We start from the raw sequence: 19068 nt of genomic DNA on the forward strand, positions 1-19068 counted from the left end.
GAAAGGACATCAACATGACCTCCAAAAAAGTGACCCCCGAAAACGCAGCCATTGTTCTGATCGACCATCAGGTTGGCACCATGAACTGGGCAAAGTCCGTTGACCGCGATCTGATCGAAGCCAACACACGGGCCCTGGCGCGGACGGCGGCGGCGCTTGGCATGCCGCTGGTGCTGACTTCCAGCATGGAAGACAACATGCAGGGGCCGCTGATGCCCGCGCTGGAAGAGATTGCCCCGGATGCCTTCGCCGCGCGGATCAAGCGCCCTGGCGTGGTGAACTGCTGGGATGACAGCGCCTTTGCCGCTGCCTGCCGCAACACCGGGCGCAGGCATTTCATCATGGCAGGCATAACCACTGACGTGTGTCTTGCCCCGCCTGCGATCAGTGCCGCCGAAGAGGGCTTTGCCGTGACCGCAGTGGTTGATGCTTCCGGGTCTCCCACTGCGCTGACGGATGAGATGGCGTTCCGCAAAATGGAGCGAGGCGGTGTCGAGCTCACCACAACCAGCGCGCTGCTTGCGGAACTTTCGGTCAATTGGGCCAGCGAGGCCGGACAGAAAATCATGCAGATCCTCGGCGAGGAAATCCTGAGCCGCGGATAGGCTCTCTGCCTCATTGAAAGTAATGCGAGAGCGGCCGCCTCATTCATGGGGCGGCCATTGAACTTCGCAGGTGTTGCCAACTTCGAGAAAAAGCTCCCGATCAGGCAAAAAAAGGAGCTTGAAAACGGCTGCTATGGGCCGGCTGCGCAGGGGGTGCCAGGCGGGTCGAAGGGTTGCTCGCAGTGACACCGAATGGCCCATTCGAGCCCATTGAAGCTCATTAATGCCTGACTGCAGCAATAAAATTTCTGGCCAAATCAGAAAACGCCAGCAGCACAAAGACGATAAGCTTCAATGATCTCGGATGACAGAAGATCAGCATCCTCTTCCCTCATATCGTATCCGATTACAGAGGCTCGAATGATCTTCCGACCCGCCCATTCGCCGTGGGTAGGGTATACCTTTCCATTGTCTTGAACGCGCTGAAGGACCCGCATGGTCAGATCGTTGCCATCCGGCCCCTCGCCGCAGCAGATTGCGACCTGATTGCTGTGGATCTGGTTCAGAACTGTCAGGCCGGGCTCGTTCGAAACCGTTCGGGCAATTCGCTCCGCCAGGCGGCAATGGCGTGCTACCAGTTCGCAAACTCCCGTCCGGCCAAGGTGCCGAAGTATCGCATAGCTCGGGACACCTCTTGCACGCCGGGAGAGTTCCGGCGTTGAATCACTTGGTTCCCAATGCTCTGTTGTTTCCGGGAGATAGGCGCCGCGGGCAGACATTGACGCAACGAGCGGCGCCCGGTCGCGCACGATAACCATGCCAGCATCGAATGGAGCATTAAGCCACTTGTGCAGGTCTATCGCCCAACTGTCCGCTTCAGCAACCCCCTCCAACCGGTTTGCCAGTTCGGGTACAGCAGCGAGCCAGAGCCCGAAAGCACCATCCACATGAACCCAGCCGTTCCGCTCGCGCACCATTGGGATGAGCTCGGCAAACGGGTCGAAGGCGCCGGTGTTTATTTGACCTGCCTGCAGGATGACAAGCGGCGGGCTGCTGCAGCTGTCCAGGGCAGCCCGGAACGCATCCGGCTTTATCCTCCCTTCGCCGTCCGCCGTGACGATGTTTGTCCGGCCCGCGCCAAAGCCAGCATAACGCAGGGCAGCGAATGGGGCGGAATGCGCATCCTGCCCGATCAAAACGGGAATCTCGGGTGCCGAAAACAGCCCGTCAGCTTCAACATTCCACCCCTGGGCAGCCAGCAGCGCATTGCGTGCGGCCATGACGCCAACCATGTTTGCCACTGTGCCGCCGGTCACAAGACCGGCTCCGCTTTCGGGCGGCAGTGACAGCAACTCTATTACCCAGTTGCAAACAGCGCGCTCCATTCCGGTTATTGCAGGCGTTTCAAAAGATGAGCCCGCGTTCTGCCCCCAGGCTGATACCAGAATGTCGGCGGCTACACCGACGGGATGCGACGCGCCGAGGACATAGCCGAAGAAGGTCGGCCCCGCCATTTTGTGCAGACCGCCTTCAGAAAGTTGCACGATGTCCCCGATTACCTCACTTTCCGGCACCCCCGTTTCAGGAAGAGGGCCCAAAAAGCGGCTGGCAGCTTCACCAAGTCCCAAGACAGGCCGGGCCGGCCCATTTGGCAGTTCCTCGCGGTAGGTTTTGGCTGCCTTGAAGGCCGCCTCTAAAGCTTGCGCCTGCCCTTCACTCAAACCTCGCCGCACTCGTCCCATCTCAAATACCCGCTACCAGAATACTATCCGTGGGAAGGTAGCATGGATTGCACCGGAATGCCTTTGTTTACATGTGGCCAAAGAGCGTTTCGCACCGGCCGAGGCATTGGTTGGATAGAAATGCTGCATCTGGTTGCTAATGGCCGCTTTGGCGACCGCTGCATGCGGCGGCGGGTTGTGACGAATGTCGGCTAGGCGTGTCTGGATTGCCGCTTGGCTTTGCAATGGAACTTGAGCGCGAAGTATTGATCGCGCCTTGAACTCGATAGGTCCACTTTGTCCGCGATCCGAGAGTTCGAACCAGGTCAAATTTTGCGGCTGCAGCGAATGGCGGCAATGCGGGCTGCCGATGCGGCATCCGAGCGGTGCCCTGGATGTCGGCTCTGGGCCGTTGGAACCCATTTTAACGAATGCCGCACACTGACTGACGACGATATTGCGCCGAAAAAGGTCATTGGTTCAAGACTTTCAGTCTACTATTCGGTGCTTGGCTTGGTTTGCTCGGATGAGGCGGATGATGATCGCTTCCGATGGCTTCGGGCGTCGAGCGCACCTCCGCTCGCCGGGCCGAGCAGGGGCTGAATGAGCATCCGGTCGAGCCAAAGGTCGCGGCGTGTGCGAAACTGCTCGATACCGATCTCCATACCCTTGTGCCCCTTCGTAGGTTGCGCGACGTAAGTTCCCAACAGCCGGTCCCACCACGGTAAATTGAAGCCGAAATTCGAGTTGGTCTCACGCGGATCGACGGAATGGTGCACGCGGTGCATATCCGGGGTCACGACGATCCATCTGAGCATACGATCCACCGGGCGCGGAAGATCAACGTTGGCGTGATTGAAAAGCGCCGTCGCGTTGAGGATGACCTCGAACAGCAGCACGGCGACAGCAGGCGGCCCTACGGCTGCAACGACCGCAAGCTTGATCCCCATCGAGATGAGGATTTCCACCGGGTGAAACCGCAAGCCCGTGGTGGCGTCGAAATCGAGATCGGCGTGATGCATCCGGTGCAGCAGCCAGAGCCCCGGTACCGCGTGGAACATCACGTGCTGAAGGTAAATCGCAAGGTCGAGAAGAAGCATCGAGACCACGATGGCGACCCAAACTGGCGCATCCACGTTGTTGAAAAGCCCCCATCCGCGCTCTTCGGCCATCACCGCAAGGCCAACCGCGAGGATCGGAAAGGTCAGCCGCAGGATGGCCGTGTCAAGCACCACGAGCGCCAGATTATTTGTCCATCGCAGAACGCGCGGAATATCCCGTCTGCGCCGGGGTGCTGCAACTTCCCACAGCGCCATCGCAGCCAGAACGCCCAGAAAAGCGACGAGGCGGATGGCTGGCTCTGCTGCGAGCATTGAGTCGGACATGGAAACTGACTTTCTCGACTACTGGTCGCCGCTGAGATGTTACAATTTCTCGGCGACTATTGCACCATGCAGGTTGCGATACTCAGTCGGGGATTGTTGGTGTTTCTCGCGAAACGCGCGATTGAACGGCCCGACGGACGCGAAACCGACGTCGTAGGCGATTGACAGAACCGGTGTGTCTGCTTGTGCGGGATCGGACAAGATCACACAGGCTGCTTCGATCCGGTGCACATTGACGAACTGCGCGAAGTTGCGATACCCGAGCCCGCGGTTGATGGCACGCCTGACCCGGTGTTCCGGGGCATCCACCGCCGCCGCGAGCGCCGAAACCGTCAGACCTTCCTTCCGCCAGATACCTTGCGCCATCGCCGCATGAACCCTTTGCAGAACCGCAGTATCGGCGTTCGAAAGGGGCGCGGCGGTGCCCGGGTTGGGTTCTTGGCGAGGGGGCCAAAGATCGGGGGCGATCCGGGTCGCCCAACACAAGAACAGGCCCGTAAGCACCAGAAATCCCGACGCATGGAGCGGATACATCACTTGTGGCAGATCCGCATCGAGCTTAAACAATTCGACCACCGAGATACCGAGGCCAGCAAGGGCCATGAACGCAACGAACCACCTTCGAAACCGGCGGCGGGTCTCGACCAGATCGCCGACGCCGGTAGAAAGCGCGATGTAGAGCAATCCCGCATAGAGCAAGACGACAAGGATGCCTCGAAGGACAGACAAAGCCGGCAGAACCGGCGCAAGCCAGGCCGCGCCAGCGACAATGATGGCCACCACGCCATGCCAGGGGCGATAAACCGGGCGGTCCAAGAATATCTCCGCTCCGGCCCAGATCGTTAGAACCGGCACCACTCCGGCGATCATGACAAGTACGTTTCGCACCCAGGTTTCGGAGATTCCAAGGTTCGGCGACGACACAAGCAAGTAAGCGCCAAGTCCAAGACAGAGTGCGGGCACCGACAAGCCTCTGGGCCAGGCAGTGCGATTGGCCAGAAAGATCAGCGCGCAAATCACCAGCGACGTCACCGCGCCGCCCCTCAACAAAAGGTCCAATGTTACTGCCAGGTCCTGCATGGGACGAGCGAAACCCAGACCGGTGAGGCGGTCAACCGGCTTCGACGCGCCGATTCCGAAGAAATCTCGCCGATTTCGGAAATAACCAACCGGTTTCCAAAGATGGCAAGCGCAAACCTCCGATGGGCCCGAAACTCTCGGTCAGCATTTCAGACTGGAGACCATCATGGAAGATCAATGCATTTACAGCTACCTCGCTGGGATATTCTCGGGCGTGCTCGCCACGGACTTCCTGCGATATGCGATTGGCGCTGGCGGCGTCTATCTGATCGTGAACATGACGCTGGCCGCGCGCCTTCGGTCGCGCAAAATCCGGGCCGACTCACCGCCGGGTGCGCAAATCGTTCGTGAAATCCTCGCGAGCCTGCGGACGGTACTGGTCTTTGCCCTCAACGGCACGCTGATCGTTCTGGGGGCCGAGGCGGGAGTCGTGCCTATCTATACTGAGATCCAGACCATTGGGTGGCCCTATCTGGTGTTCAGCACGGCGGTCCTGATTGTGGCTCATGATGCATGGTTCTACTGGTCACACCGGCTGTTGCATTATCCGCCGCTCTACCGGCGGTTTCATCGGCTGCACCACCGCTCGCATAACCCGACGCCTTTCACCTCTTACAGCTTTGACCTGGGTGAAGCGGCCGCGAACGCGATATATCTGCCGTTGATCCTGCTTGTTCTGCCGGCCCATCCTGTGGCCATCCTGATCTTTGTTACGCATATGATGCTGCGGAACGCGATCGGACATTCGGGGTACGAGCTTTTCCCGGCCAACCGGAACGGCCGACCGCTGTTCGACTGGATGACAACCGTCACCCATCACGATCTGCATCATGGCCATGCTGGCTACAATCTCGGCCTCTACTTCACGTGGTGGGACCGGCTGATGGGGACAGAACATCCGGACTATCACGATGCTTTTCGAAAGGTCGCCTGTCCCATCCCATCGCCGCGCATCCGTGCGCCGCAGCGCATTTCCGAAACCTCCGAGTGACATCGCCAAAGGAGTGACAGAGATGACAAACCCAGAATTCATCGCCCGTCAGAGCCGCCGACCAACAGGACTGCTGGGCGTACTCGTTGCGCGCGTCATGGCGCGAGAAACACGCCCAGAAAACGAACGCGCCTTGCAGCTGCTCAACCTCGCAGACGGCGACCGCCTGATCGACATCGGCTGCGGCCACGGCGAAACCCTGTTCTCGGCTAATGCAATGGTGCGCCTTTCGGACAGCGCAGGTGTGGATTTCTCCGGGGTGATGCTGAGGCGTGCCCGCGCCAGAAACCGCGACGCTGTCTGGGACACCCGCATGACGTTTCACTGCGCGGACACGTCAGAACTGCCTTTTTCGGACAATCGCTTCGACAAAGCGCTATCGGTGCACACGATCTATTTCTGGTCGGACCCGTCGGCCCACATCGCCGAGGCGTTTCGCGTCCTTCGGCCCGGCGGTACCTTCGTACTTTGCTATCGGTCAACGGCCGACAAGCGGGCTGTGAACGGCTTCCCCGACACCGTCTACCGTTTCCCGAATATTCAGCAAGTTGAAGAGGCGTTTTGCCGGGTCGGGTATCGTCCGCCCGATACGCTTACCGAGACCATCGCCGGGCGTCTGACGCATTGGAGCGTGGCGGTGAAGCCCGAAAGGATGGACAGCAATGCAGGCTGAAGCTCTTTGGTCAATGAAAGAAAAGACCATTCTATCCCGCGCCTTTGGAGCAGCAGCAGTGGTATCTTTTGCGCGTGCAGCGAATTACCGGAATGCGGACTGCAAACGCAGAAACGTGGACCCAGGTTCAAGGTCGGCTCAGGGCCGTTTATGAGGGATGCTAAGGCGGCATCCGGTGGGATGCTGCGTTTGCCCCAACGGCGGCAGAGAGCCCAAGGCTGACGACGAAAAGACAGCCAATCGCTATTGGGTTTCTATTGCGTTTTCTAAGCAGCGGCTACTCAATTGCCGTCCGAAATGTATCCGTCAGCCGTTTGTTCAAACCGTGATGAGCTTCGGCTGAAGAACCGTAGTGCAACTCTGCCAAGGCAGCGATGTCATTGAAAATGACTACGGAGCCGCCTTCTTCATTCGCGTAAACCAATAGTTTTTGGCAAAAGGCATCCAAACCAATTGCCGGAAAGTCCGCCATAGCCACACCACCGGGCGCTGGTCCGCCGAACAGTAAAAGTACCGCCTCCGGCAGGTCCACCCCCAGTTGGGACGCTTCGGTCGCAAAATCGATTTTCCCAAACCACACAGTATCGTCCTGCTCCATCACTGCTTTACTGAGACGTTCCACTGCCTTTGGTACGCTGAGCTGAGATCGCAGTTCGATAACCCCATAGTCGGCAAACAATCCGTTAGTCGGCCCTGGTGCTGCATCCAAGTCGTTCAGGACTTCGAGCAGCTTGCTCTCAAATGTATTTAACGCTTGGGTGTCATTCAGACCATGCCGCACTTTGAGAAACTGAGAGTCTGTATAGGCGATCTGCGGGCGATCATCCTGATCGAATGAGAGAACGCGAAAAGGAAGGTCCAGACCTGCACGTATGTTCTCCTCCAGTATAGGTGTGTTTACCTCTGGATCAGAGAAAACGAGTACACGAGATGCTGGCATTTCGACGCCTTCGGCCTTGGCCAGGCGCGCGTGATCTATCGATGCAATTGGAGCAGCTCCCGCTTCGGAAACGGCAGTCTCAAGCTCTAAGAAGTTTTCGTCCACAGTGGTCTGGACAGATGAAGATTGTGCAAAAGCGGATGCCGAAACTGATAAAGTTGCGATCATCGAGAAAACAAAGCCAGACCTCACCATTTTACCACTTCCTGTTTCCTCGTACTTTTTTCAGAGAAACCGCCGCCAGAGTTGCAAAAGCTATCTCGGCTGCAAGATAAAAGAGAAGTACCCCGTTCGGAACTCCATCGATAAGGATGCTTAGTATGCGCCCAACGGCCAGTCCTGACATAAACAAAAATAGAACCCACAGCGCGGGGCGTTGTAACTCTGGTTTCGAAGCAGCCGCCAACCAAAACAGCGCGTTTGCCATGTAAAGACCCATAATCGCTCGGAACACGTGGGTTTGGTTCGTGCCTTCCACCGGAAATCCCAGCAAAACTGGGATCGAACTACCCGGCATCAGGCCATATGATAACGCAATTGGCACGAGGCCGACGGCAGCAAGCAGAAGGACTAATCTGGCACTCATGGAGGACTCCTTCTCGTAGAGGTGTCGCTTTGTTGCGAAATTCCTAATCGGCTTTTTGGGGCATCCGAAGATCCGAACCGGATGCCCACGCTGCGGTGAGAAGGGCGTATTGCAAGCCTCGCTTTTTCTACTGAGAGATGCCGCCTTCGGTTGATGTCTGTTCTTCAACATGGTCTTGATTGGCTACCGGCTTCCCCCGCGGAGGGAACTCCTCGAAGGTAGCGAGATGCGCCTGCACTAGCCGGGCGGCTGGACCGAATGCCCACATTTTCTCGCCCATCCAGCGGACGTACATCCCGCTTTCCTCCGCAGCTTTCTCGTAAGGATCGCGGCGAAGGTTGAAAAGCAGCGGGGCGACCAACTCTTCCTTCGGGCCTGACCAGCCGTGGTTTTGAACGACAAAGTGCGCTTTCCAATCGTTGTAGCGTACGGCTTGGAGATCCGTACCCTGATAATAAATCAGCTCGCGGCGATTGCTCTCTGCATCCTCACCGGTAAGGTAAGATAGTTGATTGTAGCCATCGAGGTGTACTTTGTACCCTTCATAACCCTCTAAGAGTTTTTCTCTTAGGTCTGTGGGGCCTCCCGCCGCGGCTACAAGTGTTGGCATCCAATCCATGCCGCTGAAGATACCGTTCAAAACCTGTCCTTCAGGGATTTTGCCAGGCCAGCGAATAATCGCAGGAACCCTAAAGCCACCTTCCCAGGTAGTACCCTTTTCCCCATGAAACGGTGTCGTACCTCCATCGGGCCACGTCAGTGTTTCCGGGCCATTGTCGGCGGTGAACATCACTATGGTATTATCGGCAACTCCCAGATCCTCAAGGTGGCTGAGAACGTTACCAACGTTGTTGTCCAACTCCTTCATGACAACATCCTGAAGTCCACGCCCATTGCCCAGCATAGCTTCGTATTCTGGGCTAAGATGGGTCCAAACATGTGCACGGGCTGGAGCCATCCAGACAAAAAACGGAGTGTCCGACTCTACTGCACGAGAAATGAAGTCCTTCGTGTAAGATGTCACTTCGTCATCCAAAGTCTTTTGGCGCTCCGGAGGCGCAGGCCCGTCATCTATGATGCGCTGCTTCCCGACTTTTCCAAAACGCGGGTCGACTGTTTCGTCTTCTTCTTCTGTTGCAAAAGAATGAATGATGTTGCGAGGCGCAAATTGCGCGTTGAATTCTGGGTCGTCTGGCCAATCCGGATCAGACGTATATTCCATAGCATTCAGGTGATAGAGCCAACCCCAATACTCGTCGAAACCTTTTGTAGTCGGTAGGAACTCGTTGAGATCGCCCAAGTGGTTTTTACCGAACTGGCCCGTCGTGTACCCCAACTTTTTCAAGAACATTGGAAGCGTCGGATCATCTGGATTTAACCCTATTGGATCCCCCGGCAGCCCTACCGTGTGCATACCAGTCCGAATAGGCAACTGTCCGGTCATGAAGGCTGATCGACCGGCGGTACAACTTGGCTCGGCATAATAATCTGTGAGACGAGCACCCTCAGACGACAGGCGATCCAAGTTCGGCGTCTCAATGCTTTTGACACCTCCGTGGTAAACGCCGACGCTCGCCCAACCTACGTCATCTGCCATGATGACAAGAATGTTGGGCGGGGTATCTTCGTCGGCCCAAGCTCCAGTGAAAGCAAAGCAAACCGCGCCCGCTACTGAGACAAGCTTGTTCATTTAGACCTCCCGACACGCTATTTCTTACCAACGATAGGAAAAACATCGGCTTGGAGGAACAGTCTATTTTGTTAACTTTTTAGGCTCAGCACTTTATTTTAAGTCATTTCTTCGGCCGCAAAGTCCGCTTACCGGACGTATGCAGGCGCAGAGTTCAAATGGCTTAGCAATGGCAGGTCAGGGCTCAACGAGCCTGTCGAGGCGCTGAATATTAGCCTGAAAAAATCTCTTATTTTCAATGATCCTAACAGGGCAAACACGCGCTGCAACCAAATGTTGAAGTACAAGTTCCAGGGAATGCAAATCCTAAGCCCGAGCGAAAGGCCGCAGCAGTCTGCAAATAAATCGATAGAACTAAAACTCATGCTTCCATCATACTTTTGAGGGAACCAGTCTATCCAGAAGCATCCGGACTTGAGTTCAAGATTAGATTTCTGTGTTCCAGATAGACTTGGAGAGAGGAGTTTTGCAGAAATTCAGTAGCATCATTGGTTGGGCGCGCAAGTCTTGCTTCTATAAACGCAAGAATACACACAACAACAAGCCCGGCTAGTATCCAAAGGTACGCGAAAAGCCCTAGCAGATCTGGGCTGGTAACTTGAACGGCTATCGGAGGGGTGAGAAGAAGAATTGTAAGCATCAAACCTTTTTTCAACTTCTTCTGCTTCTGCAAATAATCCGTAGATATTTCCTCAACCTCATGCTCCAGCCTACGCACCCATGACAAGTACTCGTCTTCTAGTTGGCCACGTAAATAATGGCCGCAACGACAAAACTCTCTAGAAAGATACTCAATCCCTCCGCAGGCCTCACATTCCGTGGCATTCGGGCAACCTCTAGTCGGCCTAACTCCGTTGGAGCTTCCAGGTTGGTACGGTGCATCAAGTTGGGTCTCTTCTAGGATGCTATCTACCTTGCCCAACACGCCCACTTTGCGCGGCCTCAATTGCTCGGCTTTTCGCAAAACTTCGTTCTCTAACATCAAGCGACTAACCTTAAGATGGTGTCAATTCTGGCTATATCGGGCACTTGGTTAAGGCCCTCAATCGTTTCGGGGCTCAGAGCTTCTTTGAAAAGAAAATCTATAGCGTCCCATTTCTTTTCGGGTGCTACAACAAGGCCGCGATTAATTATTCTGTGCTCAACTGCGATTCCAAGTTTACGATAGGCATGCGCCATTTCCGAATGTCGGCGGCTTTTGCCTTCAGCAGTGTCCCCTTCGAGCATCCAGAGCGGATCGACATCGAATTCTTCATAAACCTTCAGAAGTAGGGTGGCGGTTAGGTCGCGTTGGCCACGTTCATAGTACTGATATGCACTTCGACTGATGCTAAGTCGTTGCGCCATTTCTTCTTGTGACAGACGCGCCTCGGTTCGGACAGCCGCAAGGCGCACCCCTAGGTCAGGAACAGTCATGATGTACCTTTTTGTGGTTGCATTGACCACGATTATGGTTATCTCTATTCAATGTAACCGCTCATAGAGGCATTTAGTTCGTTTTAGGTAGCATTATCGTAGTTTTGTTTCGATCTGAACGCAAAACGAAAATTTTGCCTCGATATGTGTGCAGTCATTGAGGAGTTGAAATTGCAAAAAATTCTCGAGACACCAAGGGAATTAGCTGAACGAGTGGGCATCCCCGTTTCAAACGTTCGCTATCTAATCCGCGAAGACATGCTGGATCATATTTATACAGCCCCAGGCCGACGAAACCCCAAGATTCCCAATGGTGCGTGGGAACGATACCTCGATCAATTTACGGTGAAAGCATGCCCCGCAAACCGACCCCGCCCCGCCTTGCACGCGACCGAAAACGCCTCGCCGATGGCAATTGGTACATCTACTGGACCGAAGGGGGACGCAGCCGTGAGCACTCGACTGGCACTGGGGATCGCGACCAGGCTGAACTCTACTTCGCAGAATGGAAGCTAAGGCGCTTCAGGCCGGATCGCGCGGTCGAGCCACACGAATTCTATGTGACTGACGCAGTTTCGCACTATCTGGCGAAGCGATTTGACGACGTTACTGACCCGGAGCGTTTGGCCAATGCAGCAAAGCCAATCATCAGGTTTTTTGATGGCTATGCCGTGGGCGATATCAACGATGTGCTCATTAAAGAATACTGCCAGAAACGCCGGAAGAGCCGTCGAGACAAGGGGCTGAAGGACGGCACCTTGCGAAGGGAGCTCAGTTTGCTCTCCACTGCTATCCGGCGTGCCGAGGAAGATCAGCTAATCACGCGCAAAATAACGGTCCGACTACCTCCGAAACCCGAGGGTCGTATCCGATTCCTGACATGTGATGAAGCGCTAAGGCTAATCCGGGTATCGCGGAGCTTCGATACGCCTCTGGAGGATGGCGTGCCGACCGAGTCAAAGACTGAGCACCTGACTCTGTTTCTTAGGATCGGATTGCTGACCGGCCAGCGAAAGGAGGCGATCCTATCCTTGCGCTGGTCTGATATCGATTTTCATAGCAACATCATCTACTGGAACCCCGTTGGACGGCGCCGCACGAAAAAGGAACGCCCGAGTTCTAGGCTGCCTGCGCGTCTGAAGAAGCACCTGCTATGCCGACGAAGGCGGTTTCCGGTAGACGAATTCGTAGTCACCCATCGCGGCAAGTCACTGCAGAACGTCAAACGCGCATTTAGGACTGCCGTTGTGGCGGCAGGCTTGGAGACCGAGGGGGACCGAAAAGTCGTTCCACACACTCTGCGGCACACCTGTGCGACCTGGCTAATGCAAAAGGGGGCGCCCAAGTGGGACGCCTGCGGCTTCCTGGGTATGACCCACGAAACGCTTGAGAAGAACTATGGGCATCATCACCCTGATCACCAGAGAGGAGCGGCGGATGCAATCTGATATCCAGATCGTTTCCGGATATAGATCGGTACAAACGTGAACAAAGGAACAGTGAAATGATAGTACATTACAATAATTACAATGGGTTAAAGTCAGGCCCGTTCCTTCGGGAGGCAGGGGTCGGAGGTTCGAATCCTCTCACTCCGACCAATAAAACAAGGCGCCCTGTGGCGCCTTTTTTGGTTGGTCGTATCTCCAAACATGTCCGGGGCAGCAACGTGCTGAATTATTCGGCATCCGCGCACGATCTGCCATCTAGATAGGCGCTTTCCAGGGAATTGAACGCAGCGCTCCGAGGGTGGCATTGCCTCGCTCTGCCTGCTTGGTCAGTTCGATGTTATGAACCAAACGTTGACCGTTGTTGTTGTCGAACAGAACCCGGACCGCGCCGATGCGATCCTCGAGGCCCTGAAAGCGGCGGGGAGCGTCGAGGCGCAGGTGATCGATGGCGTGTCTGAATTGCCGAGCAAGATTGCTGTCCACAATCCCGATGTCGTTCTGATCGACATCGACAATCCATCTCGGGACATGCTTGAAGAACTGACAACCGCCTCCGGCCCGATGGAGCGGCCGGTTGCCATGTTCGTATCCGGGGCTGCAGGCGGCCTGTCCAAAGCTGCGGTCGAAGCAGGTGTCTCGGCCTATGTCGTCGACGGTCTGCATCCCGAAAGGGTCAAGCCCATCATCGACACCGCCATCGCCCGTTTCCAAGTACTGCGCCAGATGCGGACCGAGTTGGCGGAAACCCGACGCGCATTGGAAGAGCGCAAGGTGATCGACCGCGCGAAAGGGCTGTTGATGAAAGCAAAGGGCATTCAGGAAGATGAAGCATATGCCCTGCTGCGCAAGACCGCCATGAATCAGAATCGTCGGGTGGCCGATGTTGCCGAGGCTTTGGTGACCGCTTCGGGGCTGCTGTCATGAGGGCGGTCTCGCTCCGAGCGGCCTATATGCCGTTGGTCGATGCGGCCCCACTGATCGTGGCGCACGAGATGGGATATGATCAGGCCGAGGGCATCTCTCTGGACCTGCGCCCCGCCCCGTCCTGGTCCTCGTTGCGGGACATGCTGGCCTTCGGACATGTTGATGCGGCACATCTACTGTCCCCTGTCCCGGTGGCCATGGCGCTGGGGCTTGGGGGGATCGTCACGCCCCTTTCGGCCGTATCGGTCCTGTCGGTCAATGGAAACGTGATCGGCGTTGGCCGCCAACTGGAGGCGCGGCTGCGCGAAAATGGCTATGCCTTCGATTTCAGCGACGCCACTGCGGCCGGAGCGGCATTGGCAAAAGCGGCCGGTGGAACGCTGACCTTCGGGGTTCCGTTTCCGTTTTCCATGCATGTGGAACTGCTGCGATATTGGGTCAGCGGCACGGAACTCGCCTCGACCCAGGTTGAGATCCGCACCGTTCCCCCACCGCTGATGGCCCAGGCCCTGGCCGCCGGTGAGATCGATGCTTTTTGCGTGGGTGAGCCCTGGGGGTCGTTTTCCGTCGATGACCGGGTGGGTGCGCTCCTGCTCCCGGGAAACGCGATTTGGTCCTGCGCCCCTGAAAAGGTGCTGGCCGTGCGAACGGAATGGGCGCAGACGGAACCACATCTGACGGGCGCATTGCTGCGGGCGATCTGGCGGGCAGGCCGGTGGCTTTCAAATCCCGAAAGCCTGACCACGGCGTCGGAGATGCTGGCGCAGAGGCTCTATCTGGATGTTCCCGCGGACCTGGTCGACCGGGCATTGACCGGACAATTTGCGATTTCAGCGCGCGGAGACCAGCGTCAGGTCGACCGGTTTGTCACTTTTCATGAAGGCGCAACGGGTTTTCCGTGGCGCAGTCAGGCCAAATGGATCGCGCACCACATGGCGCGAAGATATGGACTGGATCCGTCAGATGCCGAGCGTACGGCAGCCGATGTGTTCCAAAGTGACCTGTATCGGCGCGAGCTGCAGGGAATCGGTGTTGTCATGCCCGCCGAATCTGAAAAACCCGAGGGTGCCGGCAACGATCCGACGCTAGTGTCCGGCCCGGGCGGCAAGCTGATGTTGCCGCAAAACGTCTTTTTCGACAGTCGGATTTTTGAGCCTTCCCAGTAAGTGCGCCTAATTTTTTTGCACTGCAGCGTCAAATTATGCTGCATTGCAGAATTTTCACCTGATGGCCGTCAATTTCGGATGACTCATCTGCTCACCGGTGCCTTTATCAGGACAACGGCAGGCAACGTCGCCCACCGTAGGAATTCGCCCGATGTCTTGGGCAAAACTTCTGAGCAAAGCCGCTCGACCAACCGCCTTCTCCTTCCGGCGGTGTGTGTCGGCGGCTTTTTTTTGGCCCGAACGTTGCTCGGGTCGCCACCCAGCCCGGTTTGGGCCGGACCGAAAGGAACAAAGATGAAAAAACTCATTCTGAGTCTTGTTGCGACGACAGCCCTTGTTGCGCCGGCCACCGCAGAAATGCTGGAGCTGGAAAAGGACGAACTGACCTTCGGCTTCATCAAGCTGACCGACATGGCGCCGCTGGCCGTTGCCTATGAGCAGGGGTATTTCCTGGACGAGGGCCTGTTCGTGACGCTCGAGGCGCAGGCCAACTGGAAGGTTCTGCTGGACGGCGTGATCGGCGGCCAGCTGGACGGTGCGCATATGCTGGCCGGTCAACCGCTGGCGGCGACCATTGGTTATGGAACCGAGGCGCATATCATCACGCCCTTCTCGATGGACCTGAACGGCAACGGCATCACGGTATCCAACGAGGTCTGGGCGGAGATGAAACCCAACATCCCGGTGATGGACGACGGCCGCCCGCAGCATCCGATCAGCGCCGAGGCACTGGCTCCGGTGGTCGAGAAGTACAAGGCCGAGGGCAAGCCTTTCAACATGGGCATGGTGTTCCCGGTTTCGACCCACAATTACGAACTGCGCTACTGGCTGGCCGCCGGGGGGCTGAACCCGGGCTATTACAGCCCTGAAAACGTGACCGGTCAGATCGGCGCGGACGTGTTCCTGTCGGTCACCCCGCCACCGCAGATGCCCGCGACGCTCGAGGCCGGCACGATCCATGGCTATTGCGTGGGCGAGCCTTGGAACCAGCAGGCGGTGTTCAAGGGCATCGGCGTTCCGGTCATCACCGACTACGAGCTGTGGAAGAACAACCCTGAAAAGGTGTTCGGCATCACCGCCGAATTCGCCGAGGAATACCCGAACACCACCTTGGCCGTGACCAAGGCGCTGATCCGTGCGGCGATGTGGCTGGACGAGAACGACAATGCCAACCGTCCCGAGGCGGTCGAGATCCTCAGCCGCCCGGAATATGTAGGGGCCGATTACGAGGTGATCGCCAACTCGATGACCGGCACGTTCGAATACGAAAAGGGCGACAAGCGCGAGGTGCCCGATTTCAACGTGTTCTTCCGCTACAACGCGACCTATCCGTTCTATTCCGACGCGGTCTGGTACCTGACCCAGATGCGCCGCTGGGGGCAGATCCCCGAAGCCAAGGCAGACAGCTGGTATGACGAGGTCGCCAAGTCGGTCTACAAGCCCGAGATCTATCTGCAGGCCGCGCGCCTTCTGGTCGAAGAAGGCCTGGCGGACGAGGCCGATTTCCCCTGGGACAGCGACGGCTACAAGGCGCCCACCCCAGCCGAGGACATCATCGACGGCATTCCCTTCGATGGCCACGCGCCGAACGCCTATCTCGAAAGCCTGCCGATCGGCCTGAAGGGCGACCAGAAGGTCGTCGGGACCGAAATCCAAGGCTGACCCCGAACCGCCCTGCCCGGCTGCGGTCGGGCAGGGCCCCTGAAACGCCCCGCCATCGCAAGGACGCATCAGATGACAACGGTCGATCCGGAATTCAACGCAGACGCCGCACGGGACGCGCGCCGCGCCCGTCTTTTCACCCGCATCAACGCCGCCGACAAATGGTTCCAGGTGCTGGGCCTCAGCTGGGCCACCCCGGTTCTGAAGGCCGCCGCCGGCGACAATCCCCGCGCCCAGATGGCCGAGATCTGGCGGCTGCTGATCGTGCCGATCCTGTCGATCTGCGCCTTCCTGCTGCTGTGGGCGACGCTGGCCCCCAAGGTACAGACATCGCTTGGGGCGGTGCCCGGCCCGGCGCAGGTCTGGGAGGAAATGGTCAACCTGAATCAGGACGCTCAGGCCAAGGCCGCCAAACGCGCCAAGTTCGAGGCGATGGTCGAAAAGCGGAACCAGAAGCTGATCGAGGCCGGACGCGCGGACGAGGTCAAGCAGGTCGCCTATACCGGCGCGCCGTCTTACTACCAGCAGATCTGGACCTCGATCAAAACCGTGTTCTTCGGGTTCCTGATCGCCACGGTCGTGGCGGTGCCGCTGGGCATCGCGGCGGGGCTGTCGCCCACCGCAAACGCGGCGCTGAACCCGCTGATCCAGGTGTTCAAACCGGTCTCGCCGCTGGCCTGGCTGCCGATCGTGACGATGATCGTCTCGGCCGTCTATGTCACCAATGACGGCTGGTTCGCGAAATCCTTCCTGATCTCGGCCATCACGGTGACGCTGTGTTCGCTGTGGCCCACGCTGATCAACACCTCGTTGGGCGTGGCCTCGATCGACAAGGATCTGGTGAACGTGTCCAAGGTTCTGAAGATGAACACCTGGACCAAGATCACCAAGCTGGTGCTGCCCTCGGCGCTGCCGCTGATCTTCACCGGCCTGCGCCTGTCGCTGGGCGTGGGTTGGATGGTCCTGATCGCGGCCGAGATGTTGGCGCAGAACCCGGGCCTGGGCAAATTCGTCTGGGACGAGTTCCAGAACGGCTCGTCCAGCTCGCTGGCCCGGATCATGGTGGCAGTCTTCACCATCGGCATCATCGGCTTCCTGCTGGACCGGGTGATGTACGCGCTGCAGTCCCTGTTTACCTTTACAAACAACCGGTGAGCGTGATGAGCATCCTCAGCTTCGAAAATGTCTCAAAATCTTTCGGCGAAGGCACCGGGCGCACCGATGTTCTGAACGGCATCGACCTGCAGGTGCAGGAGGGCGAGTTCCTGGTGATCCTGGGCTTTTCCGGCACCGGCAAGACCACGCTGATCAACCTGATGGCCGGGCTGGACATGCCCAGCCGCGGGCAGGTCACCTTCAAGGGCGCGCCTATCAAGGGGCCGGGGCCGGAACGCGGCGTGATCTTTCAGAACTACTCGCTGATGCCGTGGCTGACGGTCAGCGGCAATGTCGGACTGGCGGTCGATACGGTCTTTCCGGGCCTGCCCAAGGCCGAGAAGGCCGCGAAGGTGGCCCATTTCGTCAAGATGGTCGGCCTAAGTCACGCGGCGTCGCGCCGGCCGGCCGAATTGTCGGGCGGGATGCGCCAGCGGGTCAACGTAGCCAGGGCGCTGGCCATGAACCCCGAGGTCTTGTTGCTGGACGAGCCGCTGTCGGCACTGGACGCTCTGACCCGCGCCAACCTGGCCGACGAGATCGAGCGCATCTGGGAAGCCGACCGCAAGACCTGCGTGCTGATCACCAATGACGTGGACGAGGCGATCATTCTGGCCGACCGGATCATCGCCCTGAACCCCGACGGCACGCTGGGGCAGGAGTTCCGCGTCTCGATCCCGCGCCCGCGCGACCGGGCGGCGATGAACACCGATGAAACCTTCAAGCGCCTGCGCGCCGAGGTCACCAAATACCTGATGGATGTGGGGATCGAGGCCAAGGTCGAAGGCACCCGCATCCTGCCCGAGGTCACGCCGATCCACGGCGTGCCCACCGCCGTGACCGAGGCGCAGAAGGGCATGATCGACAGCCGGTTCCTGGATTTCTCGCAACTGCACAAGGTCTATCCCACGCCCAAGGGGCCGCTGACCGTGGTCGAGGACTTCGATCTGAAGATCGACAAGGGCGAGTTCATCTCGCTGATCGGCCATTCGGGCTGCGGCAAATCCACGGTGCTGACCATGGCGGCGGGGCTGAACGAGATTTCCAAGGGCGCGATCAAGCTGGATGGCCGCCACGTCGAAGGCGCCGACCCTGAACGCGCGGTGGTGTTCCAGTCACCCAACCTGTTCCCGTGGCTGTCCGCGAAAGAGAACGTGGCGATCGGGGTCGACAAGGTCTATCCGAACGCCAGCCAGGCCGAACGGCAGGACGTGGTGGAATACTACCTGGAACGCGTCGGCCTGGCCGATGCGATGGACAAGCAGGCCAGCGACCTGTCGAACGGCATGAGACAGCGCGTCGGCATCGCCCGCGCCTTTGCCCTGTCGCCCAAGCTGCTGCTGCTGGATGAACCTTTCGGGATGCTCGACAGCCTGACCCGCTGGGAGCTGCAGGAGGTTCTGATGGAGGTCTGGTCGCGCACCAAGGTCACCGCGATCTGCGTCACCCATGACGTGGACGAGGCGATCCTGCTGGCCGACCGGGTGGTGATGATGACCAACGGCCCGCAGGCTACGATCGGCAAGATCACCCGCGTGGACCTGCCGCGCCCGCGCACCCGCAAGGCGTTGCTCGAACATCCCGACTATTACGCCTACCGGCAGGAAGTTCTGGATTTTCTCGAAGAATACGAACACGGCGCCAAGCCGAAATCGCCCGCCCCCAAGGCCATTGCAGCGGAGTGAC

16 protein-coding genes are annotated in these 19068 nt (G+C 58.0%); 9 read left to right on the forward strand and 7 right to left on the reverse strand.

What is annotated here, in order from left to right:
• Positions 1-14: 14 nt before the first annotated feature.
• A complete protein-coding gene (locus GOW72_RS14535) occupies positions 15-605 on the forward strand; it encodes an isochorismatase family protein (RefSeq protein WP_170367325.1) in 591 nt (196 codons plus the stop codon).
• Between the two features lie 257 nt (positions 606-862).
• Here GOW72_RS14535 and GOW72_RS14540 read toward each other — a convergent pair whose 3' ends face one another.
• The 3 genes from GOW72_RS14540 to GOW72_RS14550 all read right to left on the reverse strand — a co-directional run bounded on the left by GOW72_RS14540 (position 863) and on the right by GOW72_RS14550 (position 4731).
• A complete protein-coding gene (locus GOW72_RS14540; RefSeq protein WP_170367326.1) occupies positions 863-2266 on the reverse strand; it encodes a pyridoxal phosphate-dependent decarboxylase family protein in 1404 nt (467 codons plus the stop codon).
• A gap of 497 nt (positions 2267-2763) precedes the next feature.
• Positions 2764-3651 (reverse strand): sterol desaturase family protein, encoded by an 888-nt coding sequence (locus GOW72_RS14545; protein ID WP_170367327.1) that lies wholly within the window; start codon positions 3649-3651, stop codon positions 2764-2766.
• Between the two features lie 39 nt (positions 3652-3690).
• Complete coding sequence (locus GOW72_RS14550; RefSeq protein ID WP_170367328.1) at positions 3691-4731, reverse strand: helix-turn-helix domain-containing protein; 1041 nt, start codon at positions 4729-4731, stop codon at positions 3691-3693.
• A 166-nt stretch (positions 4732-4897) separates the two neighbouring features.
• Here GOW72_RS14550 and GOW72_RS14555 point away from each other — a divergent pair, with 166 nt between their 5' ends.
• A complete protein-coding gene (locus GOW72_RS14555) occupies positions 4898-5722 on the forward strand; it encodes a sterol desaturase family protein (RefSeq protein ID WP_170367329.1) in 825 nt (274 codons plus the stop codon).
• Positions 5723-5744: 22 nt separating this feature from the next.
• Positions 5745-6395 (forward strand): class I SAM-dependent methyltransferase, encoded by a 651-nt coding sequence (locus GOW72_RS14560; protein WP_170367330.1) that lies wholly within the window; start codon positions 5745-5747, stop codon positions 6393-6395.
• A 277-nt stretch (positions 6396-6672) separates the two neighbouring features.
• Here GOW72_RS14560 and GOW72_RS14565 read toward each other — a convergent pair whose 3' ends face one another.
• From GOW72_RS14565 to GOW72_RS14580, 4 genes are all read right to left on the reverse strand, one after another.
• Positions 6673-7440: a DUF302 domain-containing protein gene (locus GOW72_RS14565; RefSeq protein WP_342355388.1), complete on the reverse strand. Its 768-nt coding sequence runs from the start codon at positions 7438-7440 to the stop codon at positions 6673-6675.
• A gap of 91 nt (positions 7441-7531) precedes the next feature.
• Positions 7532-7921: a DUF4345 domain-containing protein gene (locus GOW72_RS14570; RefSeq protein WP_170367332.1), complete on the reverse strand. Its 390-nt coding sequence runs from the start codon at positions 7919-7921 to the stop codon at positions 7532-7534.
• A 127-nt stretch (positions 7922-8048) separates the two neighbouring features.
• Positions 8049-9611 (reverse strand): arylsulfatase, encoded by a 1563-nt coding sequence (locus GOW72_RS14575; RefSeq protein ID WP_170367333.1) that lies wholly within the window; start codon positions 9609-9611, stop codon positions 8049-8051.
• 981 nt (positions 9612-10592) lie between these two features.
• Entirely contained in the window at positions 10593-11027 is a 435-nt protein-coding gene (locus tag GOW72_RS14580) for a helix-turn-helix domain-containing protein (RefSeq protein ID WP_131726293.1), read from the reverse strand.
• Positions 11028-11380: 353 nt separating this feature from the next.
• On the opposite strand from GOW72_RS14580, the gene GOW72_RS14585 reads away from it, so the two are divergent.
• From GOW72_RS14585 to GOW72_RS14610, 6 genes are all read left to right on the forward strand, one after another.
• A complete protein-coding gene (locus tag GOW72_RS14585) occupies positions 11381-12475 on the forward strand; it encodes a tyrosine-type recombinase/integrase (protein WP_058281578.1) in 1095 nt (364 codons plus the stop codon).
• A gap of 339 nt (positions 12476-12814) precedes the next feature.
• Positions 12815-13399, forward strand: coding sequence for an ANTAR domain-containing response regulator (locus tag GOW72_RS14590; RefSeq protein ID WP_170367334.1), 585 nt, complete (start codon positions 12815-12817; stop codon positions 13397-13399).
• Complete coding sequence (locus GOW72_RS14595) at positions 13396-14565, forward strand: ABC transporter substrate-binding protein (RefSeq protein WP_170367335.1); 1170 nt, start codon at positions 13396-13398, stop codon at positions 14563-14565. The genes GOW72_RS14590 and GOW72_RS14595 overlap by 4 nt, the downstream gene beginning before the upstream one ends.
• 294 nt (positions 14566-14859) lie before the next feature.
• Positions 14860-16227, forward strand: coding sequence for a CmpA/NrtA family ABC transporter substrate-binding protein (locus GOW72_RS14600; protein WP_170359409.1), 1368 nt, complete (start codon positions 14860-14862; stop codon positions 16225-16227).
• 72 nt (positions 16228-16299) lie between these two features.
• Positions 16300-17382: an ABC transporter permease gene (locus GOW72_RS14605; RefSeq protein ID WP_068345377.1), complete on the forward strand. Its 1083-nt coding sequence runs from the start codon at positions 16300-16302 to the stop codon at positions 17380-17382.
• A gap of 5 nt (positions 17383-17387) precedes the next feature.
• Complete coding sequence (locus tag GOW72_RS14610; protein ID WP_170359407.1) at positions 17388-19067, forward strand: ABC transporter ATP-binding protein; 1680 nt, start codon at positions 17388-17390, stop codon at positions 19065-19067.
• The last annotated feature ends 1 nt before the right edge of the window (position 19068 follow it).

The sequence above is a fragment of the Ruegeria arenilitoris genome, from assembly GCF_013032855.1.
Lineage (GTDB): Bacteria > Pseudomonadota > Alphaproteobacteria > Rhodobacterales > Rhodobacteraceae > Ruegeria > Ruegeria arenilitoris.

What these genes read in the sequence shown, in the direction of transcription:
- GOW72_RS14605 (WP_068345377.1), top strand. Translation starts at nt 16,300, where the DNA reads ATGACAACGGTCGATCCGGAATTCAACGCAGACGCCGCACGGGACGCG.
- GOW72_RS14560 (WP_170367330.1), top strand. Translation starts at nt 5,745, where the DNA reads ATGACAAACCCAGAATTCATCGCCCGTCAGAGCCGCCGACCAACAGGA.
- GOW72_RS14535 (WP_170367325.1), top strand. Translation starts at nt 15, where the DNA reads ATGACCTCCAAAAAAGTGACCCCCGAAAACGCAGCCATTGTTCTGATC.
- GOW72_RS14585 (WP_058281578.1), top strand. Translation starts at nt 11,381, where the DNA reads ATGCCCCGCAAACCGACCCCGCCCCGCCTTGCACGCGACCGAAAACGC.
- GOW72_RS14610 (WP_170359407.1), top strand. Translation starts at nt 17,388, where the DNA reads ATGAGCATCCTCAGCTTCGAAAATGTCTCAAAATCTTTCGGCGAAGGC.
- GOW72_RS14545 (WP_170367327.1), bottom strand. Translation starts at nt 3,651, where the DNA reads ATGTCCGACTCAATGCTCGCAGCAGAGCCAGCCATCCGCCTCGTCGCT.
- GOW72_RS14595 (WP_170367335.1), top strand. Translation starts at nt 13,396, where the DNA reads ATGAGGGCGGTCTCGCTCCGAGCGGCCTATATGCCGTTGGTCGATGCG.
- GOW72_RS14555 (WP_170367329.1), top strand. Translation starts at nt 4,898, where the DNA reads ATGGAAGATCAATGCATTTACAGCTACCTCGCTGGGATATTCTCGGGC.
- GOW72_RS14580 (WP_131726293.1), bottom strand. Translation starts at nt 11,027, where the DNA reads ATGACTGTTCCTGACCTAGGGGTGCGCCTTGCGGCTGTCCGAACCGAG.
- GOW72_RS14575 (WP_170367333.1), bottom strand. Translation starts at nt 9,611, where the DNA reads ATGAACAAGCTTGTCTCAGTAGCGGGCGCGGTTTGCTTTGCTTTCACT.
- GOW72_RS14550 (WP_170367328.1), bottom strand. Translation starts at nt 4,731, where the DNA reads ATGCAGGACCTGGCAGTAACATTGGACCTTTTGTTGAGGGGCGGCGCG.
- GOW72_RS14590 (WP_170367334.1), top strand. Translation starts at nt 12,815, where the DNA reads ATGAACCAAACGTTGACCGTTGTTGTTGTCGAACAGAACCCGGACCGC.
- GOW72_RS14600 (WP_170359409.1), top strand. Translation starts at nt 14,860, where the DNA reads ATGAAAAAACTCATTCTGAGTCTTGTTGCGACGACAGCCCTTGTTGCG.
- GOW72_RS14570 (WP_170367332.1), bottom strand. Translation starts at nt 7,921, where the DNA reads ATGAGTGCCAGATTAGTCCTTCTGCTTGCTGCCGTCGGCCTCGTGCCA.